Genomic DNA, 13,313 nt, shown 5'->3' on the forward strand with positions numbered 1-13,313 from the left:
TACCCCGCCGAGATAAGCTCCGGCACAGGGTAGTATTTCTTAGCAACGTTTAATGATCATTAACAAGCTCATATTATCTAGCTACATTAGGTGGGGCAGAGCTTCTGCCATAAGTGATTTTGCGATTTCTCTTTTTCTTCGCTGTGCCAAACACGCTTCCGATTCCCATTGCAAAGGTTGGGATACCAGCGGCTACAATGACAAGTGCCCAATCACGTAAATTTAACGGAACGGTTTTGAATACGGGCTGCAACGGCTCCACATATAACACCAAGAGCATGAGCACAAGAGACGATAAAACCGCCACGACTAGAAATTTATTTTCAAACATATTGCGATGGAAAATTGAGCGCGAGCTGCGGCAATCAAATACGTGAATGAGCTGTGCCATAACTAATGTCGCGAAAGCAACGGTTTGAGCATGAATAAGCTGCTGTGAATGTCCCGCTCCTTCATTGAGTGCTAGAACGAATGCGGCTAATGTGCAGATACCTATGAGAATGCCACGGCTAATTATCTTCCATCCAAGGCGGCGAGCGAAAATATTTTCTTTAGCAGAACGCGGCTTATGCTGCATCAGATCGCTCTCTGCTTGATCCACACCAAGTGCCATAGCAGGCAATCCATCGGTAACCAGGTTCACCCACAAGATTTGAATAGGCACTAGCGGCAACGGAAACCCTGCCATCATCGCCATAAACATGGTCATAATTTCTCCGACATTGGAAGCGAGCAAATAACGAATAAATTTACGGATATTCTCATAGATGCCGCGCCCTTCTTCTACAGCCGCAACAATACTGGAGAAATTATCATCTGCAAGCACGAGTGCGGATGCTTCCTTTGTTACGTCCGTTCCAGAAATGCCCATTGCAATTCCGATATCTGCAGCTTTTACAGCAGGGGCATCGTTAACCCCGTCACCCGTCATCGCCACTACATGCCCACGTCGCTGTAAGGCTTGGACGATTCTAAGCTTATGCTCTGGTGATACACGAGCATATACCTGTATATCATCCGCAATCGCTTCAAGCTCGTTATCGTCCATATTGGACAATTCCCCACCGGTAACTACCCTACCCCCGCGCACCATAATACCTAATTTCTTAGCGATCGCCTCAGCAGTGGTACCATGATCACCGGTAATCATAACCGTCTTAATGCCCGCCTGACGACATTTTGCAATTGCTTCTTTGACTTCACGTCGTGGCGGATCCATCATCCCTGTCAAACCTACGAATATGAGTCCATTTTCCGCTTGCTCATTACTATCACACTCGTCAAAAGATTTAACCTCTCTGAAAGCCAATCCCAGCACACGCAGGGAATCCTTCGCCATAGCTTCATTCGCTGAAAGGACCTTTTGCTTCAATGTTGCTGTAAAAGGAACGACCTGATCCCCCCATAGTACATATGAGCATTGCCCTACAAGTAAGTCAGGTGCTCCTTTGGTGCATATGAGCTTCCCGCCCTGATGGGATACGAGAACAGACATCCGTTTGCGCTCAGAGTCAAAAGGGAATTCCTTAACTCTCGTATATAGGCTTTGTAGCGAGGTTTTATGCAGCCCCGTTTTCGCGGCGAGTACGAGCAATGCCCCTTCTGTTGGATCTCCTTTGATTTTCCATTCTTTGGCTTGCCCTAATGTTTGTTCCCCTTTGCCAGCCTTACGCTTTTTGGGATCCTCAATTTTCTCTTGCTCAGACAAATCCGAGTTATTGCACAATGCAGCGATTTGGGTAAGCCGTCTTAGTGAGGAATCGCCTTTGGCATCGATTCCTTTCCCGCCTTCCCGAAGGCTGCCTACTGGCTCGTACCCTTCTCCTGATACTTCAATCGCCCTACCTCCAAGCCATACTTGGGTGACCGTCATTTTATTTTGCGTTAGCGTGCCTGTTTTGTCTGAGCAAATAACAGATGCACAACCAAGCGTCTCAACGGATGGCAGCTTACGAACAATTGCCCTTCGTTTAATCATACGCTGCACGCCAAGCGCAAGAGCAATCGTTACGATGGCAGGAAGGCCTTCAGGAATAGCAGCAACAGCTAAGCTAACTCCTGCTAAGAACATTTCATACATAGGTTGTCCGTGCAGAATACCTGCAAGAACGACAACTACCGTCAGTATGATGGAAACAATAATCAATATTTTACCCAACTGCTCTAGCCGATGCTGCAGCGGTGTATCCGCCTCTTCCGTCTGTTGGATTAGGTTTGCTATTTTACCCATCTCAGTATTCATTCCTGTGACGGTAACAACCCCCCTTGCCGTTCCGCGTGTAACCATCGTGCCCAAATAGCCACAATTTTTACGATCCCCGAGAGGTAACTCATCTGCAGCTATTCGCGCAGCTTCTTTAACTACCGGAACTGATTCTCCTGTTAGTGCTGCCTCGTCGATTGAGCATTGATTACACTCCGTAAACCTGAGATCCGCAGGCACGCGATCTCCACTCTCCAGTAATACAACATCCCCCGCTACAAGCTCTCGAGCAGGTATATCGTGATACTCTCCTCCACGAATAACTTTAGCATAAGGTGCAGATAGCTCTTTAAGCGCACGCAATGATCGTTCAGCCCTAAATTCTTGATAAAAGCCAAGCACACCATTAATAATGATGATAGCAACAATCGTTAGAGCATCCAGCATTTCACCAAGCAAACCAGAAATAACAGTTGCCCCTAACAGCACCAGCACCATAAAATCCTTGAATTGATTAAGCAATAGCTTAAGCGGGGATTCCCCCTTCTTCTCTTCAAGCTCATTAGGGCCTAACTGCTGCAAACGATTCGCCGCTTCATCAAGTGTTAGACCTGTTGTTAAATTTGAATCCAATACCTCTAATAGCTGATCCTCGCTAAGCTGATGCCAAGCCTTTCCTTCCACCCCGGTCATCCCCTTCCGTCTTATCCGCGCTTTGACCTATATGTATTCAGACAAGCTGCGAAATATCCCCTCGGTTATAAGGAGCTCTACCCGAAGACTTTCCCTTTATCAGGATGTATGGCATCATAAGAGGACAGAAAATATCGCAATCTAGGCGATTGCGATTTAACAGGAGCAGCTATCATGTCATTAGACGGTATCGTAACTAGAGCGCTCGTACACGAGCTGCAAGCTTGCGTCAAAGCGCGTATTCCCAAAATATATCAACCTACAGATAATGAATTGATTTTGCATATCCGCGGACAAGGGGTAAACGGAAAGCTACTTTTGTCAGCCCATCCTTCTATGCCGCGCATTCATTGGACGGAACAAACTTGGGCAAACCCTCAGGAGCCCCCGATGTTCTGTATGCTGCTGCGCAAATATTGTGAAGGCGGAATTATTGAAGCCGTCCGGCAGGTCGGTCTAGAAAGAATTGTACATATCGACATCCGGCATCGCGATGAATTAGGGGATTCGTCCTTCAAAACAATTGTGCTGGAAATTATGGGACGGCATAGCAATCTTATTTTGCTCGATCCCGCAACTGGAATTATTCATGACGGAATCCGCCATGTAACTCCGGCTATCAGCAGCTATCGTGTCGTCCTGCCAGGGACCGCCTATGTTTCTCCACCCTCTCAAGATAAAGTAAACCCTCTGGAGGCTACTGAGGCTGAATTTGCATCGGTAATGGAGCAAGTATCTAATGTTGATGATAATGATGATGAGCAATACTCGAACGCAATTTCTTCATCCTTGCTGAATGCCTATACCGGATTAAGTCCTTTGATTACACGAGAGATCGCTTATAGGGCGCAGACGCAAAAGGCTGATCCATGGGTTATTTTCACAGCTATGATGGAGCAGGTTACAAAGCAAGCCTATGAGCCGAATATCGTCTTAATGGACGATGGCAAAGCATTGTTCTCAGCCTTAGCATTAACACATGCACAAGGAGAGATTCAGAGCTTCACATCGATTCATTCATGCATAGATGCTTTCTATCGAGACAAAGCGTCAAGGGACATCGTGCGGCAACGTACGACGGATCTGAATAGATTTTTGCTGAATGAAGTCGCCAAAAATGAGAAAAAGCTACTAAAGCTGCAGGACACGCTAACGGAAGCGAATGAAGCGGATCTCGTTCGCCGAATGGGTGAGCTGCTTACCGCACATTTGCACGCCTATAAGCGGGGCGACAAAGCTGTTGAGGTGACTGATTACTACGAGGAAGATCAGCCGACCGTAAAGATCACACTAGATCCTCTCCTCACGCCAAACGAGAATGCGCAGCGTTATTTCCGCAAATACAACAAGCTTAAGAATAGCCGCACTGTTGTATCCGAGCAAATGGAATCAACAGAGGCTGAAATTAAGTATTTGGCATCCGTATTGCAAGGCTTAGAATCAGCAACGCCTAATGACATTGGTGAAATCCGCGAGGAGCTTGTCGAGCAAGGTTACATTAGGGAACGCGGTCTTAAACGGGGCATGAAGAAGAAAAAGAAAGGTACCCCTTCTGTGCTTTGTTATACTTCGAGCGAAGGGATTTCCATCTATGTTGGTAAAAATAATACACAGAACGATTATGTAACGAATAGGCTAGCCTCATCGTCTGATACGTGGCTCCACACGAAAGACATTCCCGGCTCTCACGTGCTCATCCGCAGCACGGAGTTTGGAGAGGCTACCCTGCACGAGGCAGCCGTGCTCGCAGCCTATTACAGTAAAGCGCGAGTGTCCAGCAGCGTTCCAGTAGATTACACTCGAATTCGTAACGTCCGCAAGCCTAGTGGAGCTAAGCCTGGCTTCGTCATCTACGACGGGCAGAAAACATTGTTCGTAACACCGGACGAAGCACTAGTTCAGCAAATGCCTTCTACAATCAAATAGCGAGTAAGTAAGAGAGTCAGCCCCTTCGGTCAAATAAGACCAAAGGGGCTGACTCTTTCACACTTTTATATGAACCGATTAACAATTGACGAATCTATCCAGCGACTTCCCATGGTTCCATGAAAGGCTACTCCATCCTTGATGCCATGGAAATCCGATCCGCCAGTTACAAGCTTACTTCGGTCTTCTGCCCATTGCCTATATCTTTGCTCCATCTGGGGATCATGATCGGAATGATAGGCTTCCAATCCATCAGCCCCTGCATCCAAAATAGATAGAACAAGATCATCATCATTGTACAGACCAGGATGTGCAATAATGGCTGTTCCTCCTGCTTCATGAATCCATGCAACCGCCTCGCTTGGCGTAATTCTTGGCGGATTAACAAATGCTGGCTTTCCTTCGCCTATATACTTCTCGAAAGCATCCCTAATATTATCGACATAACCTTTATCGACTAGAACCTGGGCAATATGCGGTCTGCCAACCGATCCGTCACTGTTCTGTGTTTTACCTGCTGCTACCTCTAGCTCTTCTTGTGAAATGCTCATACCTAATTGGTTTAGCCTAGCTAGAATATCCGCATTACGTCGATTTCTAACATCTCGAAGAGATAATAGTCTATCTTGCAGTTGGGAGTCTTCATGGGAAATGCCATAGCCCAAAATATGAATGTCCTTGCCATTATCTGCTGTGCTAATTTCTACTCCCGGAACAACAACAATTCCGTAAGCTTTTCCAGCTTCTAGCGCTTCCTCAATTCCAGACAATGTATCATGATCGGTGATGGCGAGTGCATCTAAACCTAGCTCCTTAGCCATACGTACATTTTCCGTTGGACTGAACATACCGTCGGATGCCGTTGTGTGTGAATGCAAATCCGCCTTATTGTTCATGTGAGAGCTCCCTAAGGTCATGAAGTAATGCTGCAGCAGGTATTGGAAGTAAGGATGATTGCAGCCTGACGGCAAAAAACTGCCTTCTAAAGCTTACACCGCTTATTTTCACAGGCTTCAGCAAGCCTAGTGCTATTTCATGCTTAATGGTCCACATTGAAATAATCGACAATCCCAATCCCGCTTCCACTGCAGATTTGACCGCGCCAGTACTTCCGAATTCGCTAACGACACGTAGCTGCTCTTCTGTAACGCCATGATTCAACAGCTCTTCCTCCATAATCTGACGGGTTCCAGAGCCTTTCTCCCGCAGAACCAATGGTTCAGCAATAACTTCCGCAAGCGTAACCTCAGTCCGCGAAGCAAAAGGGTGATTTGTTGGTGTCACAAGCATCAACTCATCGTTCATAACCGGCTCAGTATCGAACCCGGGAACATCGCAGGGAGCTTCTATAATTCCAAAATCGAGCCCCTGGTGAGCAACAGCCTCTATAATCTCAGTCGTGTTCATTACCTTCATGTCCACCGAAACCTCGGGGAATCGGCGAAGGAATGAACCGAGCAATCTGGGCAGCACGTATTCCCCTATCGTTAAGCTGGCAGCAAATTGCAATCGACCTTTTAAATTCTCGATAAATTTAATCATAAGCACGTCTGTATCCCGCATCAGCTCAACGGCTTTACGTGCTTGCGGCAATAACCGATAGCCAGCCTCCGTTAGTTCGAGCTTCTTTGTCGTACGATTAAGTAGCTTTGTTCCAAATCTCTCCTCTAAAGCTTGCACCTGCATCGTTACGGCTGGCTGAGTCATATGCAATGTCTGAGCCGCGGCCGAGAAGCTGCCTCGCTCCGCCACTGTGTAGAAGATGTGTAATTGATGTACGTTCAGAGCCATGCATGTTCCGCCTTCCGCTCGATATTTGATTTCAAAATTATACCACATGCTAGCTTAAACAGCTGTCCCTGGTTATTCAGGGATGGATGAGCGTAAAGCTTACAGACGCTGCGCAGCTAAAAAATCACGTTTCCAGAAACTCAAGCTTCGTAAAATAAAACAAACCGAGCGAGGTTACCCTCCAGCCCGGCTGTCGAAATATATACGCTTTAACGGCGTTTACGGTTATTTTTAATTAAGGTCATGCGCCTTGAATGCCGTAGCCACGAATAATACGTTTTCAAATCGCGTAGCTCCATTGTCTCGGACATTCTGCCTAAGAAGGTTACGACTATCATTTTGTGTAAGGGATTTCCGAGTAAGTCTGTATCTGTCTCACTAATAGAGAACTCCGCAACAAATACAAGATCATCGTCGATTGTATATACGTCTTGTTCATTCCGATAATAAGATACGATGCGATCTTCCTTCAAGCACTCCCACATATACTCGGCAATGTCAGAATAACCCGTTTTCTCGCTTTCCACCCGATCAGTCCAACGTGTGCGAGCATGGTTGGTTATGATGATATCGACGACCTTCTTATCCCCTAGAATAACATGAAAGGGTTCGTACGTGTTCCATCGCTCCGTGTGTTTATCCTTCACCGGGCTATCCCCTTCCCGATTCTAGGTCTTCCGAATCATATTAATTCCATACATAAATAGGAACTTAAGTTCATTTTACCCCATTTATTCCCGAGGATTCAACAAAAATATATATTGAATCTCCCTAATCCATTTTTCAGATGTTAAATATGTATATCACAATAGATGTACTTTTAATCCTACATGTCTGTAATGATGAACTGATAGCCATATTGACATAGATTGTTAGCGTATGGGAAGCCCTATTTCCGCCTCGCTCGGATTGACGCTCCATCCTCAAAACCTACTCCAACGTCCTTAACAAACATCCTCATTCTATTGTCTAGTATTATCTCTGTGGGCATTATCCCCTTCGTTCAGCAACACAGCGACTTCTACGACTAACTTCCCGCCAGCAGCGTAGTTTGGAGCGGAATTAAGCGGTACCTTCGACTAATTCCTTGCCAGCAGCAGAGTTTGGAGCGGACTTAAGCGGCATCTACGACTAACTCCTCGCCAGCAGGGTAGATTGGAGCGGAGTTAAGCGGCACCTTCGACTAACTCACCGCCTGCAGCGTAGTTTGGAGCGGACTTAAGCGGCACCTTCGACTAACTCACCTCCACCAGCGTAGTTTGGAGCGGAGATAAGCGGTACCTACGACTAAATCACCGCCACCAGCGTAGTTTGGAGCAGACTTAAGCGGTACCTTCGACTAACTCACCGCCAGCAGCGTAGTTTGGAGCGGAGTTAAGCGGTACCTACGACTAACTCCTCGTCAGCAGCGGAGTTTGGAGCGGAGTTAAGCGGTACCTTCGACTAACTCACCGCCAGCAGCGGAGTTTGGAGCGGAGTTAAGCGGCAACTACGACTAACTCACCGCCACTAGCTCAGTTTGGAGCGGAGTTACGCGGTACCTACGACTAACTCACCTCCACCAGCTCAGTTTGGAGCGGAGTTAAGCGGTACCTACGACTAACTCACCGCCACCAGCGTAGTTTGGAGCGGAGTTATGCGGCACCTTCGACTAATTCCTCGCCACTAGCGTAGTTTGGAGCGGACTTAAGCGGCACCTTCGACTAACTCACCGCCAGCATCTTAGTTTGGAGCGGAGTTAGGCGGCATCTACGACTAATTCCTTGCCAGCAGCAGAGTTTGGAGCGGACTTAAGCGGCATCTATTACGACTAACTCCTCGCCACCAGCGTAGTTTGGAGCAGACTTAAGCGGTACCTACGACTAACTCCTCGCCACCAGCGTAGTTTGGAGCGGACTTAAGCGGCATCTACGACTAACTCACCGCCACCGGCACAGTTGATGCGGAGTTATGCTGTATTGGAAGCAAAAAAAGTCCCCAGTGAGGGGACTTTTCTGCAATAAAGCGATAATGGGCTATCCATTTTAAATAAAAATGCGCTATAGACCGTAAAACTGGGTTTTGTCTGGTACATTTTTCTCGTATTCGGTTTTAATTTCGTTACGGTAAGAGCGCTCGATCTTCCGGACAAAGGGTAGACGCTGCAAATTACGAACCGCTTCCTCTGCTACGTCAGCGTTCATGTACATAACGGCATATTGCATTTTGCGAGACATGTAATGCAACGTTCCGTATTTATCTAAACCTCTGGCCGCTTTCGAATCGCTAAACCATACGATATAACCTGTCCGCTCGGCAAACATGTATAACCTCCGGCTTCATTCAAAATGTTTAACCGCAACCTCCGCCGCCGCTACTGCAAGAGCAGCTACCACCATTTCCACAGCCCGAAGCTTTAGGATTTGGATTGTTGTCCGGAACCTTAATGCTTTGTGAGACTGCATAAGCCAAAGTCCGGGATATATCGTTAAGCAATTCATCCATAAAAGTTTCTGCTGCTTTATACTTACGTACGGACTCCACTTGATCCAGTCGGCCCTCAGCAGCATAAACCTGATCCAATGCAGCGTTGTAATCCGGATGGAATCTTCCGAAACGTTCGCATTCTGCAAACTTCTCTTTCGCCTTGGCAAATTGCTTTGTTAAGCTCTGTACCTCGGCGTCATTATGAACTTGCTCTTTCCAATAAATATACTCCGCTACGTAAGCGGACTGCTTAAGTGAATCTCCCAGCTCGAAGGCGCGGGATATGAGTAACGCCATGTCAGCAGGCGTATTCTCCCTCACACCTTGTTCTGCCGTAGAGAGGGTTTGTGTCATACTGGCCATCGGCCTCACCTCACCTTTCGGCTTTGCCATACCCAATAATAATAACACATATTGACGATATCTAGTCAATTGGTTTCAATATAGGCAAGTGAAGGAAGCACAATCATTAATTCATCAATTTCTTCCACCCGAATCTTAACTGGTCTAAGTCCGCTTCCTTTACTATCAAAATCACTAACCGATCGCCAGTGCCCAAGTACTGACCATCTCGCTTCCTCCTCCTCAATAGCGTGTGGGACAAAGGTTTTCCTCTCTCCTCCATGCTCCATTTGCACAGACGCCTGCCATTGTATAGCCCGCTGCATCAGCTCCCTGGATGTAGACCAATGGTAAGCACGAGAGCTACTCAGCCAAGCTGTCGGGATGCTGGACATTCCCGGAAAAAGCTCGTCTTTGCTAGGCAGTAATCGATCTGCTTCAAATAGCGACAGCTTATGGCGTTTATTAATAAATCCTTGCTCTGCAAGCCGATTTTCTACAGCTGTCTTCTCCCCTAGCTCTTCCAACATAACCTTATTTAATTTTTGATCTGTTGGTGGGTACCCTAGCTTTACTAGCCTCGCCCGCAAAAACTTTATGGATGAAGCATCTACAATAAAATCGCGCTCACCCAATTGCTCCAGCAGCTTGCCCGATATTTCTGGATCCTGTTTAAGCAAGGCTGCCACTGCTCCATTTTCCGTCCTAAGCAACATTTCCTCTGAAAACTTTACTTTCCCAATTGAAAAGAACCAATCCTCCAGCGCTCTCCGCACAGGATCTGGAAGACATTGCTGTGAACTTTGCTCAAGAAAAATAATCATGGATTGTAGAGTATGGCCTGCATCGAATCCCTTAATACAAGATTCCCGTGTCAATCGATATACGAACACAGCATCCGCCGTCACTTTTTCCGCGATTTCCCCAAGCACCCAACGCTGTCCTAAGCCTATTTCAGGCGGCACCAGAATTTCCCCATCAGGTTGTATGAAAATAGTTCCTGCATCTACTGCAGATGTCCGAGTTGCTGCTACATGGTCTATCTTCTTTCTAAATATCGCTTGCCCGTTTATGCTACCCCGTTCAAGCCATCCGAACGATTCCAGTATTTCAAGCCATTCATTGATTGCTCCTGCACTTCCAACCTCACACAAAGCATCGTCATAATACCACTCTGATGCGGTCATTGTAGAAATTGCCGAAGCTATTAAATGGATTTCCGGATTAATGGAGCAGTACCTTGTCATGATCAGATCATACAGCTTGTTATCTGCTTCAGAAGGTGTACATTTTAACCATTCTTTAAGTCCATCCTCGCAAATCCTTATCTCTTTATCCATTTTCCGCAAAATGCCAGAGCATAATCCAATATCAAGTGCCAAAGCCACATTCGCAGGAATCTGATCATTCTGTGGGTAGCTCAAGTATAAGCTCCGCAGTTCTTCGGCTGTGAGCCGCATTTGAGCTTTCATTCGGGTAACAAAGGAACAATTTAATTGACCTTTAGCATTGATTGAGATGGGATAACCGTCCATTTCAAACCAGACTGAGAGCAATTCCAAAGAAAGCGGTAGACGAAAGGCGCTGGATGAAAGCTTAATTTCTCTCGGATCAAGATGTGTAAGTGGTTTGCCTTCTATCGGAGCCAGCAAGTGCTGCCAAAGAGAAATATTATCTGTAGGCAAATATACCAGCTGATCCCCCCACGCCTTGCGAACGGCAAACAAAATACCACATCTTCTCAGTCGTGCGACAGCAACTCGAATTTCAGCCCCGGTTATTGCAGAGACGTCCTCTTGTGCTTTTATTAAAGCTTCAATCTCAAAGGGCTGCGCCCCGAATCGGAAAAGTATTCTCTTAACAGTCTCTAATTGAATGGTATCGGAGGATTGAAGCTTCCATTCCTTTGCCCATTGCGCATTACTTAGCAATTCTTCCAGCTTTTCACCAAGCTCAAGTCTATTTTTTATTGTTGGTTCAGTTATGATTAACTCGCGAATGGAATCTGAGAGTCGCTCTACGGACATTTTTAAGTTCATGAATGCACCTGCCTTGGCTGATCTCCCACTTCCACTTCCACTTCTGCTATCTGCGCATCCCATAAATCAACACTATAAGGATAGCCCTGCTCCAGCAAAAACCTCCCCCGATTGCGGGAAAATTCCACTTCATCCGTCCCCTCGCTTACTAGTGTGTAGAAGATTGCTCCCGAGCCTGTCTTTTTGGGCCTTAAAATACGCCCTAGCCGCTGCGCTTCCTCTTGTCTTGAGCCGTAGCTCCCCGATACTTGAATGGCAACTGACGCATCCGGGAGATCTACTGCAAAGTTAGCAACCTTGGAAACAAGGAGCACGCGAATTTCCCCTCGGTTAAACTGATCGTACAATTCCTTCCGACTACGATTCGCCATTTCGCCTGTTATGAGTGGCAACGACAGCTCTCGAGATAGCTCATGTAATTGGTCCAAATATTGCCCTATAACAAGAGTTGGCACACCCGAATGGCGGTTCAATAATGCTCTAACTACTTCCGTTTTACGCGGATTTTCTCCAGCTATACGGTGGCGATTCCTTTTAGGAGCGGTAGAGTAGCTTATCGCAGATTCGGGATCAAGCGGAACCCTCACTTCCTTGCAGGTGGCTTCGGCAATCCATCCTCTGCTCTCCATCGTTTTCCACGGAATTTCGTATCTTTTAGGTCCAATCAAAGCAAAAGCATCGCCTTCTCGTCCATCTTCGCGCACAAGGGTAGCTGTTAATCCCAATCTTCTAGTTGCCTGAATATCAGCTGTAATCCGGAATACCGGAGCCGGTAAAAGATGAACCTCATCGTATATAATTAGTCCCCAATCGCGATTAACGAATAGCTGCAGATGGGGATACGTATCATCTTCTTTAGAGCGGCGGTGGGTCATAACTTGGTATGTTGCTACTGTTATCGGCTTCACGTTTTTGATTTGTCCAGAGTATTCCCCGATATCATTATCCGTTAGTGTTGTATTTTTGAGCAGCTCTGAAATCCATTGAGAGACGGAAACACCGTTAGGAGTTAAAATAAGCGTTTCACACTTTAGTCGCGTAATTGCTGCCATTCCTACCCATGTCTTCCCTGCTCCACAGGGCAATACCACAACACCACTGCCGCCATCCAATGCCTGGTTCCCTAACATGGCTTCGACCGCTTCCAGCTGATAATCTCTCAGAGTGACAGGGGCTCCAGAATCCATATGAGTTCGCAAGGACACATCTAATGCTTTCCCCGCATGAAAACCCGCTTCATCCTTAACGGGATATCCTCTAGCAGCAAGCTCCTGTTTAATCCAGCCACGTGAATCAGCCCGAATGTGGACATGGGTACCCGAAGGGGGCTGCAAGAAAACCTCAGCAATCTCCCCCCATAAGCACAAGTGCTCCATCAATTCGGCTGTTTCAGCAATCAGCATTAACCCACCATCATCGTGAACAAGGCGGATTTGACCATAGCTGTCCATATGCTTTCGGATGTCCTCTTGTACGTTGCTCGGTAGCACATATCGGGATAGCTCAGTTAGTCGCTGTAAAACAGACGATGAACTCCATCCGGATGCAGCAGCATTCCATAATGTGACCGGGGTTATTTGATACGTGTGCCAAGCACCGGGACGCTTCTGAAGCTCAGCAATTCCTCTTAGGAAATCTCGTGCTTCTTCATATTCAGAATGGCGTTCATCTAGCAATAACGTGCCATCGGATTGAACCCATAAAGGTCTTGTATTGTTCATCTGGCAACCCTCCTTACCCTCATCAGCCTTCCCTTCCCAAATTTGTTAATGCATCTTTATCCAAAACAAATAAAAAGGGCCTTCCCATTAGGTCAAGATGACCTGTGGCGAAAGCCCTTAATGTAGCAATTG

At 46.7% G+C, this 13,313-nt stretch carries 9 protein-coding genes; 1 reads left to right on the forward strand and 8 read right to left on the reverse strand.

Going from position 1 to position 13,313, the window contains the following annotated elements:
- Positions 1–73: 73 nt before the first annotated feature.
- Positions 74–2,896, reverse strand: a complete 2,823-nt coding sequence (locus KCTCHS21_RS19285) for a calcium-translocating P-type ATPase, SERCA-type (protein WP_408621716.1) — start codon at positions 2,894–2,896, stop codon at positions 74–76.
- A 174-nt stretch (positions 2,897–3,070) separates the two neighbouring features.
- Here KCTCHS21_RS19285 and KCTCHS21_RS19290 point away from each other — a divergent pair, with 174 nt between their 5' ends.
- The gene (locus tag KCTCHS21_RS19290; RefSeq protein ID WP_130612027.1) at positions 3,071–4,822 is read left to right on the forward strand and encodes an Rqc2 family fibronectin-binding protein; all 1,752 of its coding nucleotides are present in this window, start codon (positions 3,071–3,073) and stop codon (positions 4,820–4,822) included.
- A gap of 65 nt (positions 4,823–4,887) precedes the next feature.
- Here KCTCHS21_RS19290 and KCTCHS21_RS19295 read toward each other — a convergent pair whose 3' ends face one another.
- The 7 genes from KCTCHS21_RS19295 to KCTCHS21_RS19325 all read right to left on the reverse strand — a co-directional run bounded on the left by KCTCHS21_RS19295 (position 4,888) and on the right by KCTCHS21_RS19325 (position 13,181).
- Positions 4,888–5,718 (reverse strand): PHP domain-containing protein, encoded by an 831-nt coding sequence (locus KCTCHS21_RS19295; RefSeq protein WP_130612030.1) that lies wholly within the window; start codon positions 5,716–5,718, stop codon positions 4,888–4,890.
- Entirely contained in the window at positions 5,708–6,613 is a 906-nt protein-coding gene (locus KCTCHS21_RS19300; RefSeq protein ID WP_130612033.1) for a LysR family transcriptional regulator, read from the reverse strand. Before KCTCHS21_RS19300 ends, KCTCHS21_RS19295 begins: the two co-directional genes overlap by 11 nt.
- Before the next feature lie 209 nt (positions 6,614–6,822).
- A complete protein-coding gene (locus KCTCHS21_RS19305) occupies positions 6,823–7,260 on the reverse strand; it encodes a hypothetical protein (RefSeq protein ID WP_130612036.1) in 438 nt (145 codons plus the stop codon).
- Between the two features lie 1,392 nt (positions 7,261–8,652).
- Positions 8,653–8,916, reverse strand: a complete 264-nt coding sequence (locus tag KCTCHS21_RS19310; protein ID WP_130612039.1) for a YlbG family protein — start codon at positions 8,914–8,916, stop codon at positions 8,653–8,655.
- 28 nt (positions 8,917–8,944) lie between these two features.
- Positions 8,945–9,442 (reverse strand): YlbF/YmcA family competence regulator, encoded by a 498-nt coding sequence (locus KCTCHS21_RS19315; protein ID WP_130612042.1) that lies wholly within the window; start codon positions 9,440–9,442, stop codon positions 8,945–8,947.
- A gap of 65 nt (positions 9,443–9,507) precedes the next feature.
- Positions 9,508–11,460, reverse strand: a complete 1,953-nt coding sequence (locus KCTCHS21_RS19320; protein WP_157994078.1) for a helicase-associated domain-containing protein — start codon at positions 11,458–11,460, stop codon at positions 9,508–9,510.
- Positions 11,457–13,181 (reverse strand): DNA repair helicase XPB, encoded by a 1,725-nt coding sequence (locus KCTCHS21_RS19325; protein ID WP_130612048.1) that lies wholly within the window; start codon positions 13,179–13,181, stop codon positions 11,457–11,459. Before KCTCHS21_RS19325 ends, KCTCHS21_RS19320 begins: the two co-directional genes overlap by 4 nt.
- Positions 13,182–13,313 lie beyond the last annotated feature (132 nt).

It is taken from the genome of Cohnella abietis (assembly GCF_004295585.1).
Taxonomy (GTDB): domain Bacteria; phylum Bacillota; class Bacilli; order Paenibacillales; family Paenibacillaceae; genus Cohnella; species Cohnella abietis.

Excerpts from the sequence above, each read along its gene's own strand:
- KCTCHS21_RS19285 (WP_408621716.1), bottom strand. The coding sequence starts at position 2,896 with ATGACCGGGGTGGAAGGAAAGGCTTGGCATCAGCTTAGCGAGGATCAG.
- KCTCHS21_RS19290 (WP_130612027.1), top strand. The coding sequence starts at position 3,071 with ATGTCATTAGACGGTATCGTAACTAGAGCGCTCGTACACGAGCTGCAA.
- KCTCHS21_RS19295 (WP_130612030.1), bottom strand. The coding sequence starts at position 5,718 with ATGAACAATAAGGCGGATTTGCATTCACACACAACGGCATCCGACGGT.
- KCTCHS21_RS19300 (WP_130612033.1), bottom strand. The coding sequence starts at position 6,613 with ATGGCTCTGAACGTACATCAATTACACATCTTCTACACAGTGGCGGAG.
- KCTCHS21_RS19310 (WP_130612039.1), bottom strand. The coding sequence starts at position 8,916 with ATGTTTGCCGAGCGGACAGGTTATATCGTATGGTTTAGCGATTCGAAA.
- KCTCHS21_RS19315 (WP_130612042.1), bottom strand. The coding sequence starts at position 9,442 with ATGGCCAGTATGACACAAACCCTCTCTACGGCAGAACAAGGTGTGAGG.
- KCTCHS21_RS19320 (WP_157994078.1), bottom strand. The coding sequence starts at position 11,460 with ATGAACTTAAAAATGTCCGTAGAGCGACTCTCAGATTCCATTCGCGAG.
- KCTCHS21_RS19325 (WP_130612048.1), bottom strand. The coding sequence starts at position 13,181 with ATGAACAATACAAGACCTTTATGGGTTCAATCCGATGGCACGTTATTG.